The organism is Vibrio sp. C8, assembly GCF_054051265.1.
Genome location: NZ_JBPAOE010000052.1, coordinates 90,123 through 112,781 on the forward strand (window position 1 = coordinate 90,123; position 22,659 = coordinate 112,781).

The 22,659-nt window shown below is 42.9% G+C and carries 19 protein-coding genes; 12 read left to right on the plus strand and 7 right to left on the minus strand.

What is annotated here, in order from left to right:
- Positions 1 to 44: 44 nt before the first annotated feature.
- From ACRQQK_RS19855 to ACRQQK_RS19875, 5 genes are all read left to right on the plus strand, one after another.
- Positions 45 to 1,250, plus strand: coding sequence for an amino acid ABC transporter permease (locus ACRQQK_RS19855; protein ID WP_457514298.1), 1,206 nt, complete (start codon positions 45 to 47; stop codon positions 1,248 to 1,250).
- 1 nt (position 1,251) lies between these two features.
- Positions 1,252 to 2,349 carry an amino acid ABC transporter permease gene (locus ACRQQK_RS19860; protein ID WP_457514300.1) on the plus strand — a complete coding sequence of 366 codons (1,098 nt, stop codon included), beginning with the start codon at positions 1,252 to 1,254 and terminating at the stop codon, positions 2,347 to 2,349.
- A 22-nt stretch (positions 2,350 to 2,371) separates the two neighbouring features.
- The gene (locus ACRQQK_RS19865; protein ID WP_457514302.1) at positions 2,372 to 3,127 is read left to right on the plus strand and encodes an amino acid ABC transporter ATP-binding protein; all 756 of its coding nucleotides are present in this window, start codon (positions 2,372 to 2,374) and stop codon (positions 3,125 to 3,127) included.
- A 310-nt stretch (positions 3,128 to 3,437) separates the two neighbouring features.
- Positions 3,438 to 4,100 (plus strand): Bax inhibitor-1/YccA family protein, encoded by a 663-nt coding sequence (locus tag ACRQQK_RS19870; protein ID WP_457514303.1) that lies wholly within the window; start codon positions 3,438 to 3,440, stop codon positions 4,098 to 4,100.
- A gap of 123 nt (positions 4,101 to 4,223) precedes the next feature.
- A complete protein-coding gene (locus ACRQQK_RS19875; protein WP_457514305.1) occupies positions 4,224 to 4,553 on the plus strand; it encodes a TusE/DsrC/DsvC family sulfur relay protein in 330 nt (109 codons plus the stop codon).
- 58 nt (positions 4,554 to 4,611) lie between these two features.
- On the opposite strand, the gene yccX is transcribed toward ACRQQK_RS19875, so the two are convergent.
- Complete coding sequence (gene yccX, locus ACRQQK_RS19880; protein WP_457514307.1) at positions 4,612 to 4,887, minus strand: acylphosphatase; 276 nt, start codon at positions 4,885 to 4,887, stop codon at positions 4,612 to 4,614.
- Positions 4,888 to 5,109: 222 nt separating this feature from the next.
- Here yccX and ACRQQK_RS19885 point away from each other — a divergent pair, with 222 nt between their 5' ends.
- Positions 5,110 to 6,303: a class I SAM-dependent methyltransferase gene (locus ACRQQK_RS19885; RefSeq protein WP_457514309.1), complete on the plus strand. Its 1,194-nt coding sequence runs from the start codon at positions 5,110 to 5,112 to the stop codon at positions 6,301 to 6,303.
- Between the two features lie 63 nt (positions 6,304 to 6,366).
- On the opposite strand, the gene ACRQQK_RS19890 is transcribed toward ACRQQK_RS19885, so the two are convergent.
- Entirely contained in the window at positions 6,367 to 9,264 is a 2,898-nt protein-coding gene (locus ACRQQK_RS19890) for a ligand-binding sensor domain-containing protein (RefSeq protein ID WP_457514310.1), read from the minus strand.
- Between the two features lie 486 nt (positions 9,265 to 9,750).
- On the opposite strand from ACRQQK_RS19890, the gene ACRQQK_RS19895 reads away from it, so the two are divergent.
- Complete coding sequence (locus ACRQQK_RS19895; RefSeq protein WP_457514312.1) at positions 9,751 to 11,115, plus strand: diguanylate cyclase domain-containing protein; 1,365 nt, start codon at positions 9,751 to 9,753, stop codon at positions 11,113 to 11,115.
- Positions 11,116 to 11,295: 180 nt separating this feature from the next.
- Here the strand turns inward: ACRQQK_RS19895 and aguA are convergent, their stop codons facing one another.
- Genes aguA through aguB form a run of 3 tightly spaced genes read right to left on the minus strand, consistent with a single transcriptional unit; the run spans position 11,296 to position 14,664 of the window.
- Complete coding sequence (aguA, locus tag ACRQQK_RS19900; RefSeq protein WP_188233843.1) at positions 11,296 to 12,390, minus strand: agmatine deiminase; 1,095 nt, start codon at positions 12,388 to 12,390, stop codon at positions 11,296 to 11,298.
- Positions 12,387 to 13,778, minus strand: coding sequence for an APC family permease (locus ACRQQK_RS19905; RefSeq protein ID WP_457514314.1), 1,392 nt, complete (start codon positions 13,776 to 13,778; stop codon positions 12,387 to 12,389). The genes aguA and ACRQQK_RS19905 overlap by 4 nt, the downstream gene beginning before the upstream one ends.
- 10 nt (positions 13,779 to 13,788) lie before the next feature.
- Positions 13,789 to 14,664, minus strand: coding sequence for an N-carbamoylputrescine amidase (aguB, locus tag ACRQQK_RS19910; RefSeq protein WP_457514315.1), 876 nt, complete (start codon positions 14,662 to 14,664; stop codon positions 13,789 to 13,791).
- A gap of 106 nt (positions 14,665 to 14,770) precedes the next feature.
- Here aguB and ACRQQK_RS19915 point away from each other — a divergent pair, with 106 nt between their 5' ends.
- Positions 14,771 to 15,664, plus strand: a complete 894-nt coding sequence (locus ACRQQK_RS19915) for a LysR family transcriptional regulator (RefSeq protein ID WP_167413586.1) — start codon at positions 14,771 to 14,773, stop codon at positions 15,662 to 15,664.
- Between the two features lie 104 nt (positions 15,665 to 15,768).
- On the opposite strand, the gene ACRQQK_RS19920 is transcribed toward ACRQQK_RS19915, so the two are convergent.
- Positions 15,769 to 16,596, minus strand: a complete 828-nt coding sequence (locus ACRQQK_RS19920; RefSeq protein WP_457514317.1) for a DUF5718 family protein — start codon at positions 16,594 to 16,596, stop codon at positions 15,769 to 15,771.
- A 29-nt stretch (positions 16,597 to 16,625) separates the two neighbouring features.
- Positions 16,626 to 17,270, minus strand: coding sequence for a TetR family transcriptional regulator C-terminal domain-containing protein (locus ACRQQK_RS19925; RefSeq protein ID WP_457514318.1), 645 nt, complete (start codon positions 17,268 to 17,270; stop codon positions 16,626 to 16,628).
- Positions 17,271 to 17,531: 261 nt separating this feature from the next.
- Between ACRQQK_RS19925 and ACRQQK_RS19930 the strand changes: the two genes are divergently transcribed.
- From ACRQQK_RS19930 to ACRQQK_RS19945, 4 genes are all read left to right on the plus strand, one after another.
- Positions 17,532 to 19,061 (plus strand): ABC transporter ATP-binding protein, encoded by a 1,530-nt coding sequence (locus tag ACRQQK_RS19930; RefSeq protein WP_457514319.1) that lies wholly within the window; start codon positions 17,532 to 17,534, stop codon positions 19,059 to 19,061.
- On the plus strand, positions 19,054 to 20,160 hold the full coding sequence (locus ACRQQK_RS19935; RefSeq protein ID WP_457514320.1) for an ABC transporter permease: 1,107 nt from the start codon (positions 19,054 to 19,056) through the stop codon (positions 20,158 to 20,160). The genes ACRQQK_RS19930 and ACRQQK_RS19935 overlap by 8 nt, the downstream gene beginning before the upstream one ends.
- Complete coding sequence (locus tag ACRQQK_RS19940; RefSeq protein ID WP_102942098.1) at positions 20,160 to 21,089, plus strand: ABC transporter permease; 930 nt, start codon at positions 20,160 to 20,162, stop codon at positions 21,087 to 21,089. Before ACRQQK_RS19935 ends, ACRQQK_RS19940 begins: the two co-directional genes overlap by 1 nt.
- Before the next feature lie 405 nt (positions 21,090 to 21,494).
- Complete coding sequence (locus tag ACRQQK_RS19945; RefSeq protein ID WP_457514322.1) at positions 21,495 to 22,571, plus strand: BMP family ABC transporter substrate-binding protein; 1,077 nt, start codon at positions 21,495 to 21,497, stop codon at positions 22,569 to 22,571.
- Positions 22,572 to 22,659 lie beyond the last annotated feature (88 nt).

Sequence of the window (22,659 nt, forward strand, 5' to 3'; positions counted from 1 at the left end):
TCTAGGCCGCCCTTTGTCTAAATGGATAAAGAGGTTATCGCTGTATGAAGCCTACAACTAATTCAGTGCAAATGTCAGAGTCAGCTCCGGCTAAAAGCACAAATCTTCTTTATAATCCCACTTTCCGCTCTATCGTTTTTCAGTTCGTGGCAATTGCTGCTCTCGCTTTATTCTTTTATACGATAATTAACAATGCACTAACTAACCTTAGTGCACGCGGTATTGCAACTGGTTTTGATTTTCTTAGCCAACCTGCAGGTTTTGGGATTGGATTGAGTTTAATTGAGTACAACGAAACTTATTCGTACGGTCGTACGTTTGTAGTCGGCCTACTCAATACAGCTCTTGTTTCTTTCTTGGGTATTATCTTTGCTACCGTTATCGGTTTCGTTTTGGGTATCGCTCGACTCTCTTCAAACTGGCTAGTAAGTCGTTTAGCAGCCGTTTATATCGAAACTTTTCGAAATATCCCCTTACTTTTACAGATCTTTTTCTGGTATGTGGCTGTGCTTCAAGCACTACCATCTGCACGAGAAAGTATGAGTTTAGGCGAAGCGATATTTCTTAACGTTCGCGGTCTTTATTTCCCAGCGCCAGTTTTTGAAGCTGGAAGTGGCATTGTTGTTGCTTGCTTCATTATTGGTGTCATTGCGACAATTAGCGTGGGAATTTGGGCCAAAAACAAACAGCGCTTGACGGGTCAACAAACACCTATGTTCCGTATTGGTTTAGGCTTGTGTGTTGGTTTACCACTGGTTGTTTATTTCATCATGGGAATGCCGATTTCTGCGGAATATCCGGTATTGAAAGGTTTCAACTTCAAAGGTGGTATCAGTATTATTCCTGAACTAGCGGCATTGCTGTTAGCTCTCAGTATTTATACGGCTTCCTTTATAGCAGAAATTGTTCGTTCTGGTATCAACGCAGTTAGCCACGGTCAAACTGAAGCTGCGATGTCTTTAGGCTTGCCTCGTTCTAAAACATTGAAATTAGTGGTCATTCCGCAAGCATTGCGAATTATAATTCCACCTTTAACCAGTCAGTTTTTGAACTTAACCAAAAACTCGTCACTTGCTATGGCAATTGGTTATCCAGACTTAGTTTCTGTGTTTGCAGGTACAACCTTGAACCAAACCGGTCAGGCAATTGAAATCATTGCAATGACCATGGGGGTTTACCTAACACTTAGCTTGCTCACATCACTATTTATGAACATTTACAACCACAAAGTAGCATTGGTGGAGAGATAAGATGAAAGTACATCAATTTCAACCAAGTCTCCCGCCGCCAGAGAATACTACTGGTGTCGTTGGCTGGTTTAAAAAGAACCTGTTTAACAGTACGACAAACTCAATAGTCACGATCATTTTGGCGTATTTTGCCTTTATGGGGCTTTGGAACGTTGTCGATTGGGCGATTATTAATGCTGATTGGGTGGGTGCCACTCGTGATGCTTGTACTCGTGAAGGGGCTTGTTGGGTATTCATTAGCGTACGTTGGCAACAATATATGTATGGCTTCTACCCAGAAGCTGAACTATGGCGCCCTCGCCTGTTCTTTATTACCTTAGCCATGTTCGTCGCTGCAATTGCTTATGATAAAACACCAAAAAGAACTTGGGTCTGGCTATTCTTCGTTAACATCTATCCATTCCTAATTGCTGGTTTGCTATACGGTGGCGTATTTGGCTTAGAAGTTGTAGAGACACACAAATGGGGTGGTTTGCTAGTTACTCTTATCATTGCGTTAGTAGGTATTGTTGTATCTCTGCCAATCGGTGTGGTTCTGGCTTTGGGGCGTCGTTCTAATATGCCAATCATTCGCAGCCTATGTACCGTATACATAGAGGTTTGGCGTGGTGTGCCGCTAATCACTGTCCTGTTCATGGCTTCCGTGATGCTACCTCTGTTCTTATCTGAAGGTTCTGAAACGGACAAACTCATCCGTGCTCTCATTGGTGTGGTTATGTTCAGTTCAGCCTACATGGCAGAAGTTATTCGTGGTGGTTTGCAGGCGATACCTAAGGGTCAATATGAAGCCGCTGATGCTCTCGGCCTTTCGTACTGGAAGAAGATGGGTTTAATCATTCTTCCTCAAGCACTGAAAATCACTATTCCATCGATCGTAAACACATTTATTGGCCTGTTTAAAGATACCAGTCTAGTTCTAATTATCGGTATGTTCGACGTACTTGGTATTGGTCAATCAGCAAACACCGACCCAGAATGGCTAGGTTTTGCTACAGAAAGTTACGTATTTGTCGCGTTAGTGTTCTGGGTGTTCTGTTTTAGCATGTCGAGATACTCGATTTGGCTAGAAAACAAACTCCATACCGGTCACAAACGATAAACAATAATTCAGGGAACGTATTATGACGCAACAAACTTCTGAAGATTTGATGATTCAAATTAAGGACATGAACAAATGGTACGGTGAGTTTCACGTACTGAAAAACATCAACCTGGATGTTAAAAAAGGCGAAAAGATCGTTATTTGTGGCCCTTCAGGCTCAGGCAAATCAACCATGATTCGTTGTATCAACCACTTGGAAGAACACCAGAAAGGTCAGATTCTAGTGGCTGGTACAGAGCTTACTGAAGACTTAAAGAACATCGAAGCGGTGCGCCGTGAAGTCGGTATGTGTTTCCAGCACTTTAACCTTTTCCCTCATTTAACGGTTTTAGAGAACTGTACGCTTGCTCCTATTTGGGTAAAGAAAATGCCTAAAGACGAAGCTGAAGCGATTGCAATGAAGTATTTGAAGCGCGTTAAGATCCCAGACCAAGCAGACAAATACCCAGGTCAGCTTTCTGGTGGTCAGCAACAACGTGTAGCTATCGCACGTTCTCTATGTATGAATCCACAAGTTATGCTGTTCGATGAACCGACTTCAGCACTTGACCCAGAAATGGTTCGCGAAGTACTAGACGTAATGGTTGAACTTGCTGGTGAAGGTATGACGATGCTTTGTGTAACTCATGAAATGGGTTTTGCAAAAGAAGTTGCTGACCGAGTGATCTTTATGGATGCTGGCGAAATCATTGAGGAAAACAATCCAAAAGATTTCTTTGAAAATCCTCAATCTGATCGCACACAGAACTTCTTGGCGCAGATTCTTCATCACTAATGCCTCACTGGCAAACCGTGTGAATCATACATATTTTAAAGAGGCGATATAATCGCCTCTTTTTCTTTTGTAACTAATGGTTTATTTCAACAATAACTTACAAAATTGTTGATGATTTAGTGTTAGTATGAACGCAGCTATAAACTTAGATGAGCGGAAATATTGTGTTACAACTTGTCACGCTTATTTTGACCGTTTTTGTTTATTATTTTAAATGTTAGTACAAGACAGAGGCTTGAAAAACGGAACTATTAGCCTCATTAATGTCTATATAAACAAGAAACACCTTTCAATGAGGAAGAGTAAAAGTATGAACACTCCAATGTATTCTCGCACATCGTCTTATGACAGTGCTCTACAAACCAACAAAGTGCTAAGAAACACTTATGCGCTGCTTTCTATGACGCTTCTATGGTCTGCTGTGATTGCTGGTGTTTCTATGGCGATGAATCTACCTCGTCCAGGTATCATCATCATGCTGGTTGGCTTCTACGGCTTGCTATTCTTGACAGAGAAGAACCGTAACAACAGCATGGGCCTTGTATTTACATTCCTATTTACAGGTTTCCTTGGCTACACTATCGGTCCAATTCTTAATATGTATATTGGTGCTGGTATGGGTGATGTGGTCCTAACTGCACTAGGCGGTACTGCGCTGGCATTCATGGGTGCTTCTGCATACGCACTGACAACTAAACGTGACCTATCATTCCTAAATGGCATGTTGTTGGCTGGTTTTGTTGTACTACTAATCGGTATGGTTGCAAATATTTTCCTACAAATGCCAATGTTACACATGGCAATGAGCGGTCTGTTTGTTCTGTTTTCAACTGGCGCAATCTTGCTGACTACTCAGCAAATTGTTCGCGGTGGTGAAACAAACTATATCTCAGCGACCATCACGCTGTACGTTTCTATCTACAACTTGTTCATCAGCTTACTTAGCATCCTAGGCATCATGAACGACGACTAATAAGTCTTTAAACTGATTGATAACAAGAGCCCGAGATTTTCTCGGGCTTTTTTTCTTCTTGAGCAAAGCCACGCCCTTCGCTACCCTATGCGCAATTAGTTAAACAACTCACTATTAAACGCAATGTTTGAATACAACGGAAACACAATCGAAACTGACGCTCAGGGCTATTTGCTTAATTCAACGGAATGGGCTGAAGGCATGATGGATATTTTAGCTGAGCAAGAAGGGATCCAACTGACTGATGCACATATTGAAGTGGTACTTTTTGTTCGCAAGTTCTACGAGGAGTTCAATACTTCTCCAGCGATTCGAATGCTGGTAAAAGCGATGGAAAAAGAACACGGCCCTGAAAAAGGCAACAGTAAGTATCTTTTTAAACTGTTCCCTAAAGGTCCGGCAAAACAGGCCACAAAAATAGCAGGTTTACCAAAACCGGCTAAATGTCTTTAGTCTTTCATTTAGTATTTCTTTCTGTAGGTCTCGCTCATTACGCTAGACAGTTAAAGACCTACAGAATTTCAAATCCGCAGTAACTTTTCTCAATCGTGCTGGTTGTTCGTACGATTTTATCGACTGACGCCGTTCTCGGCCCCTCTTTTAACCATTCGTAAAATTCATCAACGTGTTCTACGGGACCACAAGCTATGACTTCAACATCGCCATTGTTCAGATTTTTAGCATAGCCGGTTAACCCAAGCTTTAAACCCTGATGAGAGGTGTGATAGCGAAACCCTACCCCCTGAACCACACCGGAAACAATAAATTTGTCGCACTTTGTTGCCATTCGAAATCTTCCTTATTTATCGACTTCCTTTAAGGATAGCCAATAGTTAGCTCATTGTTTTACCTAGCACTCACTATTGGATAATGATCTTATTTTCGAAACCAAGTTCGTTTGAAATTAGGCTCAGCTCAATCGGTAACGAACATCATTAAGTCGAGTTGCTTTTCAAGCTCAGTTCCACGACAATACCCGCCCTTTTCTATCATTCTTCAGAGTAGAGCAATGACTTCTGCAATCTATTTGGTCAAAGGCCGCGATAAATCATTACGTCGTAAACACCCATGGGTTTTCTCCCGTGGTATTCAACGCATCGAAGGTGAACCAAGTTTAGGTGAAACCGTAGATGTCTATTCAAACGACGGTCAGTGGTTAGCTAAAGCCGCCTACTCTCCGCATTCGCAAATTCGTGCTCGCGTTTGGAGCTTCGAGAAAGAAGAGATTGATAGCGCATTTTTCGTCAAAAGAATTCAACAAGCGCAAATGCTTCGTGACGATTTCATCGAACGTGATGGATTAACTGGCTATCGCTTAATTGCAGCGGAATCTGATGGTCTGCCAGGTATTACTATCGACAAATACGATAACTACCTTGTATGCCAGCTTTTGAGTGCAGGAGCGGAATACCAGAAAGAAACGTTAGTTCAAGCGCTTAACACCTGTTTCCCTGAATGCCATATTTATGAGCGTTCTGACGTTGCTGTGCGCAAAAAAGAAGGGTTGGAGGAACGTGTAGGCGTTCTTCATGGTGAATTGCCACCTAAGTCTGTAGTGATCGAAGAAAACGGTATCAAAATTAATGTAGACATCGTTAACGGTCATAAGACAGGTTTCTACCTTGACCAACGTGACAGTCGTTTGCAGTCAATGAAATATGTGAAAGATAAAGAAGTTCTCAACTGCTTCTCTTACACTGGTGGATTTGGTTTATATGCGCTGAAAGGCGGAGCAAAACGCGTCATCAATGCCGATGTGTCTCAACCCGCTCTTGATACGGCCAAATTCAACGCAGAACTCAACGAATTTGATATCTCGAAAAAGCGTGCTGTCTTCCTCAACGCTGATGTATTCAAACTACTTCGTGAATATCGCGATCAAGGTACTCAGTTTGATGTGGTTGTTATGGATCCACCAAAGTTCGCGGAGTCAAAAGCTCAACTGAACGGTGCATGCCGTGGCTATAAAGACATCAACATGCTAGCGATGCAAATTTTAAAACCGGGCGGTACACTGCTGACTTACTCATGTTCAGGTTTAATGGACCAAGCTCTGTTCCAAAAAATCATTGCTGATGCGGCTCTCGACGCCGGAAGAGACGTGAAATTCGTAGAGCGTTTTGAACAAGCCGCAGACCACCCAACAGATACCGCGTATCCAGAAGGTTTCTATCTTAAAGGGTTTGCGTGTAAGGTTTTCTGATAGCGGTAAACAAATAAGACACCATAAAAAAACGGTCGCTAATTGCGACCGTTTTTTATTTCTTTAAACGCTTATTCTCTCAACCCTGTTTCTGCCATTACGCTTTGCCTTCAGTAATGCATGGTCTGCTAGTTTCAAAAGATCTTCATAACCAGAAAGGTATTCACTGCTTGAAACACCGATGCTTACTGTGATCCTCAATTGCAAAGCTACATCGTCAAAACTATGTGCTTCTATTGCCGAGCGTAAACGTTCCAAATAGTCGTCTGATTGATGAGTATCACTGACAAACAAAAGAGTAAACTCTTCTCCGCCCCACCTAGCCAACAATGTATTTGGTTCTATATGGCGTTTTAAAACACTGACCACTTCCACAATGGCGTGATCACCCACTAAATGTGAATATTTGTCATTGATACGTTTAAAGTGGTCGATATCAAGCACTGCAAGTTGCAATACTTCACCACTATCTCTCGCAGCGTCAAACAATTCTTGAAGTTTTGAGTCAAATGCTCTGCGGTTAGCTAAGCCTGTTAATTCATCTTCGTGAGACAACTTCTCAAACATGGTTGCCTGAGAGCGAAGTTCATACGTTTGCAATGCAACTTGCTGTCTCAAGCGCTGCTCACTACTTTTCAAGCTTTGAATTCGCCATAACACTCCGGAACCAATCATTGCAAACATTGAAAAAATGAAAAATACGATGACTTCTTTTCTCTGCCAGAATAGAGGTTCTACATCAAACTCATAGAGCACTTTAGCTTGTGTCCAGTTACCATAAGGATAACGGGCACTGACCAAAAACTTATAGTGACCGGGACGTAAATTAGTAAATTCTGCGCTACGAGAATTTCTGCGCTCAGACCATGTATTATCAAAACCTTCCAACTTGGTACGATATTGAATCCGCTCAGACATCACATAACCCAACCCGACATAGTTAATTGATACTCTGCTCGTTCCGGCTGGCACAATAGGCGTCGCTTCAGGGTTAATGTAATTCGAATCAAAACGGACAGACTGCAAGACCAGCGGTAGTGGATTGCTGCTTAAAGTATGAAGTTTATTGGGATGTATGGAAGCGACACCTTTCGCTGTAGCAAAATAGATTGAACCGCTACCGAGTTTAGCCGAAGCAGGGTTAGAACCGCCATTCGCTTGGCTACTCGCCATACCGTCCGTTTCATCAAAGTGCTCAAACACAATAGCTGATTCATTTCCGTCAGCGACTTCATGAGCTTTGGCTGCATTGATCTTCCAGATACCTCTATTACTCGACAACCAGAAGTAGCCATCGTCATCCTTTTGAATCTGGAAAAACTTATCGATTGGCAATCCCTGAGGGCGCCCAACAAGCGCCGCAGATTGGTCAGACAAACGATAGCGGACGATACCCCTGTCTGTTGCAATCCATACATATCCGGGTTCAATATAGAATCCAAAAGCATATTGAGCCTGTTCCAATTGGTCTAGCTCTAGTTTGACGAATTTACTGTTGTCCCAATATCCAACGCCTACTCCTGTACCAACCCAGATATGACCTAACTCATCTTCAGCCAATGCCATGACATAATCGTCACTAAGGCCATTCTGCTGAGTAAAATGTTGCATTCTGCCGTCAGGTTGTTTCTTCACCACGCCAAACGGAGTTCCTATCCAAAGGTTGTATTTGCTGTCTTCTAAAATTGCTCGAACTTCGTTAGTCGGCAAGCCGTCTTTATCAGTCAGAATCGACTCAATCGCACCGTTATTCCATTTCATCAGGCCGTTCTGATAAGTACCTACCCAAGCGCCACCATCTGACGCGTTGGCCAAGCTCAATACCGATAATGAAATATCATCATTTAAAGCAGGTTCTGCACAGCTCTGTTTGATAAGACTTAAACCATTGCTTGAACCGACTAAAAGCGTTTCGTCGGCAATAGACAGAACAGTGCGAACATAATTGCCTACTAAACCTTTATCTTGAGTAATAGACATAAAAGGCGCGTTACGAAGGCGAATCAAACCGCCATTAGTTCCTACCCAAATACTTTCTTCAATATCTTGATACCAGGAAAGCACACGATTATTCGGTAAGCCTTTGCTGGCATCCAAAAACTCTAGTGTATTGTCCGATAAACGCGCTAAGCCTTTATTGATGGTACCCAACCAGATGTTTCCAGCAGAATCCTGCTCGACAACAGTGACAACTGTCTTATCGATTCTTGGATCAATCAGAGACAATTCTTTTCCATCATAGCGCCAAGCACCACGGTTTGTGCCTATAAAAAGATCCCCGTTATGAGCCAACGAAAGATAATAAACTTTATCAAACTGGGTAGTTTCAATTCTCGTAGAGGAATGCTCAGAAAGCTGGTACAAACCTTTCTCAGTACCAACAAATATCTCATTCTCACTATTTTTGATCAGTCGGTAAGCACTGATATTTTCTAATATCCAAGCACTCTCGCCAAAGGAAGTGTCAGCATTTCGTTGCCTACGTACAACACCCTGACCTTCAATCGCCAACCATTGATTGCCAGAGTGATCAATCAGTACATGGTTGACCATACTCGGAGCTGCGTCTTGCGCAAGCCAATTAAAGCCAGATCTTAGACTTAAACTCCCTCTTGCACCGCCAACCCACAGTGCATTGTTATTATCGGAAACCAAAGCTCGGGTGCCCGAGTCCAACATGTGTGTAACAGGGCTACGGTCGAAAAGCTTGAACTCCAAGCCGTTATACCTAGCAACACCTTCCCACGTGGCAAACCAAAGGTAACCATCCTGAGTTTGAGCAATCGCATTAATACTGTTATGAGGCAATCCCTCTGTCGAAGTCCAAGTGTCAACGTAATAGTCAGAGAGCGAATTAGGCGTCATAGGGTTAGCTTTTGCCCAAGCAATGACAGGCAAAAACATTGGTAAAACAATGCAAATAATAAAACGGATGGCAGAAGAATAATGGGAAGAGATCATTTAACGTTTTACTTCCTTCTCTAGTAACGTCAATTACATCACGATTAATAATGATTTACTCACTAGATATCACCACGCTTAATGCAAAAAGTCTATGAGAAGATACTGATACAGTTGCTGATCTCACGAATGAACTAAACGAATATCAGTAAGATACAGTAACAATACAAATTCTCCTGCTAACGAACCTTTATAAAGCTTTCAAAATCGACCTCAGTTTGTTCTAAATCATGAATCCTGATACCGATAAGAAGCCGGGACAAACCACAAATTATTTACGAGTTACTTCACATATATTAACTCAAACTGTATATTTGATTTACATCAAAAATGTTTTTTGGTCAGAAATTGATGCATTTATATAAATAGAACTATAAATATATTTGTAGCCAAAAGTTATTTTTGCAACTTGGCAGTTTTCGTTTCGACGACGTGAGCCTAAAAGATTAGTTACTCAGCTGTTCAATACTCTGGATACATAACTACGTGTCATATAACAAGAAAACAGATTTCATTTTTGCCTTAATTTCCATTGCTTTTTTTGCAATTGCTGCGCCAATTTCAATAGCGATAAAAAACCATTATGTCGGTCAAGAATCGAAAAAAGTGGAAATGGTTGTTGCTAATAGCATCTCTCTTGTTCGTTCCAACTTTGAAGCTTCCATTTTTATGGATACTTTTCTTGCTGATAGCCTGGCAACCCTAATCACCATTGAACCGAACACTACCTTTAAAAAATGGGATTTGGTCGCAAGCCAACTTTTGAGCAAATCCCAGCATGTACGAAATGTAACTGCTTCACCAAACAATGTGATTACCTATATTTATCCACTCAAGGGTAACGAATCCGCGTTAGGGGTTGATTTGTCACGTATTCCAGAGCAATACAAAGCCATTCAATTGGCTAAACAAAATCAACATCTATATATCGATGGCCCTGTCAATCTGGTACAAGGTGGAAAAGGTCTGATCGCTCGCTATCCAATATATTCAGATTTCCCATACAACAAAACCTATTGGGGCACAGTAAGCGTCGTTATCGATTACGAAAAATTAATGGAAAACAGTGGTATTTACGATGTTATCGACGCAGATATTGCAATTAGAAACGTAACCGATGCGCCGAAGCTGATATATGGTGAGAAGGAAACCTTTGATAAGCCAGACATTCAGCATTTCATCAACTTGCCTTATGGACGCTGGCAATTGGTGGCCAAATATAATCTTAGCGATAGTCCACATCTGACATTCATCGAACAAGCGATCATTTCGATTGAGATATTTGCAATATTTCTGATTTATGCACTGTTTTTCTTAATGTATCGGAACTACAAAACCATTCATAAAGCCGCAATGCAAGATGAACTAACGCATCTCCCAAACCGGCGTTATATCAATAAGTTGCTCAAGAAAATGTCAAATCGTGGCTACAATGGGCAATTTTTTACCCTTTTAAGTATCGACGTAAATGACTTCAAGTCAGTGAATGATAATTTCGGACATGATGTCGGGGATAGATTTTTGCAATTTGTCAGTATGAAGTTGAAAGAACATGTTCGTACTACAGATACAGTTGCAAGAATTGGTGGAGATGAATTTCTCGTCATTTTGAACAACATCTACCTCCCAGAAAAGGTAAACAAGGTATCGCAATCGATTAAAGACAAAATAGAAAGTGAATCCTTTTTCCATAACAACAAAGAAATCAAGCCTAGCTTGAGTATTGGCTACGCGATTTATAACGATAAAAACATTGATATTGGCACACTAATCACTAAAGCTGACCATGCTATGTATCTCAACAAAAACGCGAATGCGTTTTCTAAAAATAGTTTCAGCGATACCATTTAAATAAACTCGCAGTAAAGATGTTCAACATAGATAGTCGCCTGAAGATAATGTTGTTGATTCATGTGACTTCAACGGATTTCATCAAGTTGTTTTGGTTTAAATCAGCTAATAAATACGCACCAAAGCGACACTAGCTTGGTCACGTTGGTGCGTATTGTTGTTTAATCTTACGATTTGGAGTTAGCTAAGACTTGGAACTTGCTGCGTAATACAGTGAATATTTCCGCCACCTAGAAGTATTTCTCTGGCGTTCACACCAATCACTTCATATCCGGGAAATGCTTCCTCCAACACACCTTTGGCAAGTGCATCATTATTGGCATCCAGCAAAGGAAAAACGATTCGACCATTTGTGATAAGGAAGTTTGCATAAGATGCGGCAAGGCGTTCTCCAGTTTCTCGCACCATACCTTCACTTTGATCGATGCCAAAGGCTTCATGCTCTTCAATATAAAGAGGACCTGGCATTGGCAATTTGTGAACCTTGATTGACCGCCCTTTTGCATCAAGTTGAGTGCTCAACACATCATAAGCATTCCGGCTAATCACATATTGAGGATCACTTACATCCTCACACCAAGTTAGGGCAACTTCTCCAGGGTTCACCACGTGCAATATATTATCGATATGGCCGTTGGTTTCATCGTTGTATAGTCCGTTAGGCAACCAAATCACTTTCTCTGCACCAAGATATGCTAGCAATAATTCTTCAATCTCAAGCTTCGATAGATGTGGATTTCGACTTGGGTGAAGCAAGCACTCTTCTGTGGTGTAGATTGTACCGTCACCGTCACTATGGATTGAGCCACCTTCCAATACAAGTGGCGCTTTAAATAGGTTATCGCCAGTGATGTTTGCCATTTTGTCCGCAACAACGTCATCCAAATCCCACGGGAAATACAAACCATCGTTCAATCCCCCCCAGGCATTAAAATGCCAATCTACACACATACGCTGCCCATTGTCATTCACTAAGTACGTTGCCCCAATGTCTCGCATCCAGCAATCGTTGTAGGACATCTCCACAACTTTTATGTGATCCGATAACTGAGAACGGGCGTTTGCATATTGCTCACGTGCAACCAGCATCACCACCTGAGTCGTTTGAGAGATCGCGTGAGCAACTTCTACAAATGCTTGCTGCGCCAGTTTTCCACTAAACCGCCAGTTGTCACCGCGAATTGGCCAAGCCATCCAGACTTCACTTTGTGGTTCATGTTCACCGGGCATACGAAAACCAAAATCTTTAGGAAAACCCTCAATAATTTTGCTCATGCTATACCTCTCACACTTGAGGATTTAGTTTGAGAATAAGCACGCTTTAGAAGCAACTCACCAATCATGATTGTTGCAATAACACCCACCAATACTGGCCCTGTGTACTGCCAATCTATCGTACCAGCTATCACATCAGGAAAGATGAAAAGAACCACTGCCTGAAGAATAATGAGCAAGCAAATCAACGTCATAACTGCCTGTACCATTATGCCACCTGGAGCTTTAAAGGGACGTGGACAAGCAGAATCTGATAATCGAAGTTTTAGGTAAGCTGGGAACATGAATAGGTACGGCATTAAGAACACACAGCTAGAGAAAGCGAATATAGACCAGAACAGTTCATCGTTACTATTAGCAAAGAACGCATAAATTACAATGACAGCGCTGGAAACCATACCCGTACACACATTAGCCCCTACAGGTGTTTTATAACGGCTAGAAGTTTTACCTAGAACTTCTGGAAGCTCCCCCTCTCTTGCGGATTCGGCAGCAGCACGACTTGATCCCATCGTCCAACTCACCATATTACCGATGAAAGTAATCAAAGTGACGACGCCTAATGCCATAGTCATAAAATGACCGAATGCACCGTCACCGAACAAGACTCTTAACGTATCGATAATTCCAGTTACCAATCCGACTTCTTCGACTGGTAGTGCCATTAGGATGCCCAAAGTACCAATCACATAAAGTAAAGCAGTTACCGTTATTGCTAAGAAGACCACTTTCGGCATCTGTTTAACATCTTTCATCTCTTTGGTCATTGTGGCAACCAATTCAAAGCCCATAAGGTTGAAAACCAAAGCAGGAAGAAAGGCAACTCCTGAGTCAAAAGAAGGCAAAACTGCTTCAAAACTGAATTCATTCGCCAAACCATTATTTGCGGCATAGATGAAACCACCGATACCTAACACTGAAATGATGATCACTTTCAATACCGCACAGAAGTTTGTTACCCAAACACCAATATCTACAGAGATATTGCACACCCATACCGTTAACCAAGTTAGAGCAATACACATTGCGACTTGAGCAAACAATGAAAGTTCTGAAGCAAACAGTTCGGCAAACGTACCAGCAAACAAGATATATACTGCGGGCATCCACAATCCAACGTTAATCCAATAGAACCAAGTGGTACGAATCGCCCAACTGGAGCCGAATGCTCGTTTAACCCAATCGTATATCCCACCTTCACCCGGATAAGCAGAGCTGAGTTCAGAAGTAATTAAACCGTATGGCAGTACAAATACCACCAAAATTAACGCCCACCATCCTAGCGAGCTAACCCCAATAGATGCAGATGCTGTTAGAGTATCCACTACTAACACTGCACATAGGCTAAATAGTGCTAAAGGCGTTACGCCCATTTTTTTGTCTTCCATGACACCAGTCCTATAGTTGTCCATCAAGTGTTAGAAGGTGCTTGTATTGCTCTGGGCGTCTGTCTCTGAACAGCCCCCATGCACTTCGTTGGAATGCAATTTCGTCTAGGTCGAACTCGTGAACGAGAATACCTTGAGTTTCGCGGTCTGCTTTTGCCAAAATTTCACCGTTGTAATCAGCAATGAATGATGAGCCAAAGAAGTTGATTTCTAAATCACGAGTTTGTGCCTGTTCACGACCAATGCGGTTGGAAGCAATGACTGGCATAACATTAGAAGCAGCATGACCTTGCATTGCATTTTGCCATGCTGGTTGAGAATCGAGTTGCGGCTGACTTGGTTCGCTACCAATAGCCGTTGGAAAAAACAGAAGTTCCGCGCCTTGAAGAGCCATACTTCTTGCTGTTTCTGGGAACCATTGATCCCAACAGATACCCACACCAATACGACCATAACATGTATTCCAAACTTTGAAGCCAGTATCACCAGGGCTGAAATAATATTTTTCTAGGTAACCGTCACTATCTGGAATATGTGTTTTGCGGTAAACCCCCAATAAAGAACCGTCTGCATCAATCACTGCAACAGAATTGAACTTGACGTTCCCTGCTCTCTCAAACCAGCTGAAAGGCAGAACAACTTGCAGTTCTTTAGCGAGGGCAGTAAGTCTTTTAAAAGTGTCATTTTCTTCCAGAGTTGAAGCCAACTTGTGGTAACCCTCGCTAATTTCAATACAAAAATACGGCGTTTCGAATAGCTCCTGTAAAAGAATGATTTGTGCACCTTGTGCAGCAGCTTCACGTACAAGCTGTTCAGCTCTTGCGACATTATCTTCAATATTCCACGAACATGGCATCTGAGTTGCGGCAACAGTGACTTTTCTCATTTTATTCCCTTAATTGATAGTCAAAACTTGTAGATATTTTTAACCCTTGTTAGGTTATTATTGAAATGCAAAATTTTTATTTTTATATGAGAGATTTCGATAACTTATGGATATGGATATCAACCAGTTGCGATTGCTCGTCGTACTGGAAAAAGAAAGAAACTTATCAAAAGCTGCCCAGAAAATGTTTATGAGTCAATCTGCTGCAAGCCATGTGCTTTCAAAACTGAGAGACCGTTTTGATAACCCGCTTTTTATTAAAACTCGCAAAGGGATGGAGCCCACACCTTTGGTTCAAATGCTGTTGCCAGACATTCAAAAAGGGCTATCTTCCATCGATATGGCATTTGCTAAAACCAAACCTTTTAACCCGAGCGTGGATGCAAAAACGTTTTACATTGGCGCAATTGATTACTTTGAGTTTTATGCTTTACCGCGTCTAGGAAAGGCACTGGAAAAGAACGCACCAAACGTCAGAATCGCAATTGAAATCCTTTCTGAAAACATGCAGATGGAACGTGTTGAACAAGGGCATATAGACTTAACTTTGGGTGTTGATCACTTGCAATCAATGCCTCGATATTACCATCGGTATCACTGGCTCACTGACCCATACGTTGGGATTGTCGCAAATAACAACCCACTACCCAACAAGCTGAATTTTAAAACTTTTCTTCAGACTCCACAGATACACTTACCTTTGATCAACTCCGGAGCCGATCCCATTGAACGATGGTTGCTGGAACAACATCAGGCACGTCAGATTTCGATGATTGTGCAGAGTTATGCTGTAGGTGGGTTGGTTACATCAAATACCAGTAATTTGATGTGCGTTCCCCTTAGAATCGCGACGGAACTATGCAAAATGCTACCAGTTAGAATTGTGGAGTTACCCCCAAACATACCCGAATTATCGCTGAGTATTTTTACCCATCAGCTTTACGATAGCCAAGACAGCGTTCAATGGCTTATTAGAGAGGTTCAGAAATGCATTCTATAGGTGAGGAATAAAGTCGTTGGGTATAATCAATGCGCCGAACCGAAAAACGGCTTACCTGCATCCGATAAGCCGTTCTACATATTCATATGTAACAAGTGCCTGTTTCATTGACACTCTTGCAATAAAACAACGTGATTGCGTTTCAACTGTTGCGCTTCCCCACGCTCAACAAACGACTGAATCTCATCAAGATCAATACGTGTAGAGTCATACAGTACAGCGCACACTTTGTCTTTAGAACTCAGTTGATGACTTTCACCGAATAGTGTGTAGCGAGAAGAGCCAAGTGAGATCAAAATACGTTCGGGATAACCCGCCTGACCTAATAATTCCTGAATAGAATGCAAAGCACCTTCGTTTTTCTGTGCATTGCTCTGGCTGACTAGCCACGCTATTAACTGTTCATAACTGTAGCTGTAATCGCCCAATGAAACGTCATTGCAACAGAGATTCCATTGGTTGTCTCTGCCAAGAAAACTGCAAAAACGGTACTTATCTAAGTCGGCATTTTTGCTGAAGTCTGAAAGAGGAATAACTTTACTTGCTATCCCTTTAGACGCAGCCCCCCAGTTCTTCTTCTGAGCCAGCTTATCAGCGACAGCGTTACGGTAAGTTGCATCATTAAACAAGGTCATCCCTTCTGGTTCAAAACCAAGCAAAGAGGTTCCTAAATATTTGACCTTGGTAATTAGCGCAATTTCGGGCTCCATTTGCACTTTCGCGGTAGGATCGCTAGGTAGCATAAGAACATCGAATGAGTATGGATTGAGGTTCAGATAGGATTCATTGGCACCCGGAACATAAAAAGGGAACAACGCCTGTGGACTCTGCGTATCAACGCTTCCCTGTAAACCCTTTTCTTCACCTGTTTGTTGCAGATGCCCTGCAAAATTTCCTGCGATTCCAATACCAAAAATAGGTATTTCAAACATTGGCTGACTCAAGTTTCCCTCACTTTTACCTATGACGTTTCTACCGCTAAACCGCGGATTATTATGTTAACCAAAAAATTCTGTGCGTCTTCAAATTCACTTTCTGACATGGGTGCCCCTTTGATCAACTCAATCTCAGTGTCAAAATCTGCATAGAACTGAGTTGAGCTCCAAATCAAAAACAGCAGATACAAAGGCTCAACAGGAAGAATTAAACCTTTATCCACCCATGTCTGAATCACTGATGATTTACCGGTAGCCCACTCCACCACCGGAAACTGAATTTCATCCCGAATATTAGGTGCACCTTGAATGATCTCCTGTGCAAAGATCTTCGACTCCTGTGGATGTGTGCGGCTGTAGCGCATCTTGCCAACAATATAATTGTGTAACACTGTCTCGGGCGGCATATTGGCTGCGTCTTCCGAAAACCCCTCATTCCATAAGTCTAAAATGTCTTTGAGTAGCGCCTTATACAGCCCTGTTTTCGACTTGAAGTAATACAGAATATTGGCTTTTGGCAAATTAACTCTGTCCGCTATCGCCTGAACTGATGTTCCTTTATATCCGTGTTTTACAAATTCATCGGCCGCGGCTTGCAAAATTAACGTTTCGTTACGCCTGCGTATTTCTCCAGAAATAGTCCGCTTGTGCTGCGCAAGTTCAGTATCCAAAAGAACTCCCTTCAATTTAGGCTTATATTTAAAGTAATCAATGGATAGCCCGTTGTTGTCAAGTGTCTATTTTTTGCACCAATTTCAACACTCTGCACCAATATAAAGCAACGCAAAGGTGAGTTCTCAATGCTAAGCCTTACGCCTGTTGATGTTGAACACTTGGTCAGGTTTTTGCATTTGGCTTTTATAAATTCAATAGAAGAACAAATAATTAAACAAAAATAGCCGTAAAAATAATTGGAAAGGAATCTGCTCAACATGGACACACCACTACTCGAGCTGTGGAACATCAGTAAGTTCTTCCCCGGCGTCGTGGCGAATGACAAAGTGAATTTGAAACTCCATCAAGGAGAGATCCTTGCACTGTTAGGGGAAAACGGCGCAGGAAAATCAACGCTGGTAAAAATGATATATGGCATTAATAGCCCAAGTGAAGGGGCGATCATGTGGAATAACCACGAAGTCACTATCAGCTCGCCAAACCAAGCAAGAGCAATGGGTATCGGCATGGTGTTTCAACACTTTTCCGTATTCGAGACACTGACTGTACAGGAAAACATTCAACTAGGGTTGGACAAGGAATTTCTCGACTCAGTTTCGGATTTACGCAAACTTATCATCGCCAAAAGTGAACAATACAAACTGCATGTGGACCCAGACAGATATGTGCACAGTCTGAGTATCGGAGAAAGGCAACGTGTTGAAATACTTCGCTGTTTGATTCAGGACGTCAAACTACTGATCCTCGATGAGCCTACGTCCGTACTTGCACCTCAAGAAATCGAAGGCTTGTTTGAAGTGCTTAACCAACTTTCGAGCGAAGGTTGCGCCATTTTATTCATCAGTCACAAGCTGAAAGAAGTCACCTCTTTATGCCATCGCGCAGTGATTTTACGTGGCGGAAAAGTCACGGGGGAATGTGACCCGAGCCAAGAGACACCAAACTCGATTGCACGAATGATGGTGGGGGATGAAACCCAGCTATCGGAAAGCTACCCAAAAACCGAAACCAGCGATGTCATTCTGCAAACAAACAATCTGACACTCTCTCCTTCTCACCCTTTCGGTTGTGGTCTAGAGAAAGTAAATCTGCAACTCCGCGCTGGCGAAATTTTCGGTCTCGCAGGTGTTGCAGGTAACGGTCAGGAAGATTTGCTTGCTGTACTCAGTGGTGAAGACACGCGTAGCAACGCAGACAGCATTCAGTGGCAGCAGATCAACATTGGTGATTGGGACGCAGGTAAACGACGCGAGCTTGGCCTTGCCTACGTGCCAGCAAACCGCCTTGGTCAGGGAGCCGTTCCCGAAATGAGTTTGGAAGAAAACACCCTGCTCACTCACTCTCGTGCACTAAGCTCTCGTGGTGTCATTAATTTTCCTAAGCTCAAACAACTTGCCAAGCAGCTTATCAGCAACAACCAAGTGAAATGCCGCAATGAAAACTCTCAAGCTAAGAGCCTTTCAGGCGGTAATTTACAGAAGTTTATTATGGGACGTGAAGTCGCTCAGCAACCGAAAGTTATTATTTGTGCGCATCCAACATGGGGCGTCGACATCGGTGCTGCCAGTGCCATTCACCGTCAGCTCATCGCATTGCGTGATGCTGGCACAGCGGTTCTTGTTGTCTCTGAAGATATCGACGAACTGTTTATTCTGTGTGACCGCCTAGCCGCAATTTATGAAGGTCAAGTGTCAGATGCAGTGAAAACCAGCAATACCTCTATCGATCAAATTGGGGAATGGATAGCCGGTGGTTTCGTTTCTCATGTGGAGGTCGCAAATGCTTAAGGTTCAACCTCGTTTAGAAAGCTCTAAGATGATGTCTTGGCTTTCTCCGTTCATCGCTGTCGCACTAACTATGGCGGTATCCAGCCTGATGTTTGTCTGGTTGGATGTTGACCCAATCAAAGCCTTTCAAGTATTTGTTCTGATGCCATTTTCAGACAGCTACAACTTAGGAGAGCTGTTGGTAAAATCCGCACCACTGATGTTGTGTGCGATTGGTTTGGCGCTATGTTACCGAGCAAACATGTGGAACATCGGTGCTGAAGGTCAATTATTAATTGGTGCCGTTGCCAGCAGCGCGGTAGCGGTAACTGCTACTGACGATTCCGGCTTTGGTACTTTCCTGCTGACCGTTGGTGCGGGTGTTATCGCAGGTGCATTATGGGCAGGCATTCCCACTTGGCTAAACCGCCGTTTTCACACCAACATTATTCTTACCACTATCATGCTTAACTACATCGGCTTGTATATCCTGCTTTGGGCGGTGCATGGCCCTCTGCGTGATCCTTCTGGCTTTGGTTTTCCTGAATCGGCTATGTTCGTCGATGCGGTCATGATGTCACCTCTGACGGAATCTGGGCGTGCAACTATGTCAATTGTGATTGCGGTGATCGTCGCAATAGCAGCAGGATTAATGTTGTTCAAAACATTGCCCGGTTTTAAGTTGCGTGTCATGGGTTCTGAGCGTGCTGCTGCGAAATACGCAGGCTTTTCCGAAAACAAATTGGTATGGGGCGTAATGTTATTCGCGGGTGCAATGGCTGGATTTGCTGGCGCTGCTGAAGTGATGGGACCAATTGGTCAACTTGTTCCTTCGGTGTCACCGGGATATGGATATGCTGCTATCATCGTTGCTTATCTTGGCCGTTTGAATCCAATAGGTGTGATTATCGCTGCCCTGTTTATGGGTGCCCTTTACATGGGAAGTGACCTAGCACAGATTGAACTTAACCTGCCGACAGCCGTCACTGGTTTGTTCCAAGGCACTTTGCTCTTCTTCTTATTAGCGTGTGATTTTTTAATCTACTACCGATTCGTGCCGAATCGTTCTTTAAGCAAGAAAACCGCTAGTTCACTGGTTAATGAGAAAGGAGCCGCATAATGGATGCAATGCTAATTCAGTCGCTGTTTATCGCGGCACTAAAAACAGGTACCCCTTTGCTTATCATCGCTTTGGGCGAGTTAATTTGTGAGAAGACTGGGGTACTAAACCTTGGTCAGGAAGGCATGATGCTGATGGGTGCAATGGCCGGTTTTGCTGGTGCTATGGTTTCGGGCAGCTTGCTCGTCGGCGTCTTGGTTGCCATGTTCGCAGGTATGATGATGGCTTGGTTATTTGGTGTATTAACGCTCACGCTTAGCTCAAATCAGGTAGCAACCGGCTTGGCTCTCACTATCTTTGGAACAGGGCTTAGTGCGTTCTTAGGCGGAAGCTTAGTCGGCAGTACCATTCAAGGGTTTAAGCCAATCGCGATTCCCTTACTCAGTGATATTCCATTCTTTGGTCCGCTGCTGTTTAACCATGACATTTTGGTGTACGCAAGTTTTATCCTTGTCGGCACAGCTTGGTGGACTCTGCACAAAACACGTATTGGTCTTGTTATTCGCGCCGTGGGTGAAAACCCGCACTCAGCGAACGCATTAGGTATTAAAGTGATTAAAGTTCGTTACATGGTCACATTGCTTGGCGGAGCATTAGCAGGTCTTGCGGGAGCTTACATGTCGTTATCGTATACACCGATGTGGATGGAAAACATGACCGCAGGTCGCGGATGGATCGCGTTAGCACTGGTTGTTTTTGCTTCGTGGCGCATTGGTTATCTGGTGTTGGGTGCATACTTATTCGGTTTTACTTCCATCATGCATTTGATGATGCAGGGAGCCGGAATCGACATCTCTCCTAACCTGCTCGCGATGACACCTTATGTGGCAACGGTCGTTGTCATGGTGTTACTGAGCTCGAATGAGTTGCGTCAAAAACTGGCAACACCAATGAGTTTAGGCAAACCGTTCGACCCCAAACGTCAATAACAACAGATAAAAACCAGCCCGCTTTTGCGGGCTTTCTGTTTGGTATATCGCTGCATTTATTCAAAAAGTCTTCTCTATTTAGCTGTATTTATCCAAGCTTTTCAGCGCATCAAAATGGTGCGTTTTGTATACATGTAAGCACCATTGTAAAACATCCACTTAAAGTTAATTTCCCATCAGTGTCTATACTGACTGTATACAATATATCTAACCCCTTTGTGCACAATGCTTACAAGCCCATTCGAAAATAATTATTCAAAACACGACCAGTTGGTCAACTTTTTGCTAACAATCTCGTATCACGAATTTTTTGTAAGCAATTCCCTATCAATACACTTTTGCGAGCAAAAATGGACAACCAAATAGCTATCTTAAAATAGCGATATCTTTGAAATGGAGAATTTCATGAAAATAAATCAGTGGATGACGGTTGCAGCACTTTCAGTGTCTGCAGTGTTTTCAACTTCTACCCTTGCGGAAGATCCGATGAAAGTCGGTTTTGTATACGTAGGTCCTGTTGGCGACCACGGTTGGAGCTATGAGCACGACCAAGGCCGTCTGGAAATGGAAAAACACTTCAACGGCAAAGTGCAAACTACATTCGTGGAAAACGTACCGGAAGGCGCGGATGCTGAACGCGTTATCACTCAGCTCGCTAAGTCAGGCAATGAAGTTATCTTCACTACTTCATTCGGCTTTATGAACCCAACAGCGAAAGCTGCTAAACGCTTCCCTAAAGTAACGTTTGAACACGCGACGGGTTACAAAATGGATAAAAACCTAGGTACTTACGTACTTCGTACTTACGAAGGTCGTTATGTATCGGGTGTTGCTGCGGGTATGGCAACAAAATCAAACACGCTTGGCTACATTGCAACTTTCCCAATTCCTGAAGTTATTCGTGATATCAACGCCGTTTATCTTGGCGCGAAAAGCGTAAACCCAGATATCAAACTAAAAATCGTTTGGGTGAACACTTGGTACGACCCAGGTAAAGAATCGGATGCTGCGAACGCACTGATGGATCAAGGCGCAGACATTATTCTTCAACACACTGACAGCCCAGCGCCACTGATTGCAGCAGAAAAACGCGGCATGATGGCTATTGGTCAAGCCTCTGATATGAGCCACTTTGCACCGAAAGCACATATGTTCTCTGTACGTGACCACTGGGCACCACACTACATCAAAACTGTGCAAGCGGTTATGGACGGTACTTGGAAACCAGAAGACTACTGGGGCGGTCTAAAAGATGAGTTGCTACAAATTGTTGCTATCAACCCTAGCCTTCCTGAAGCAATCAAAAACGCAATTTCTGACACAGAAGCGAAGATCATTTCAGGCGAAATCGTTCCATTTACTGGCCCGATGAAAGATAACCAAGGCAAGGAAGTTATACCAGCAGGTCACTCTTTAACAGACAAAGAGCTAGCAGCAGTGAACTGGTACGTTGAAGGTATCGACGCAAAAATTCCTAATTAATCACGTCGGGACTCGTCTGCTTGCTCACAGCAGACGAGTCTTTTTTTAACCCAATAGTTGACCAGTTGGACAAGTTTAATAACAAAAA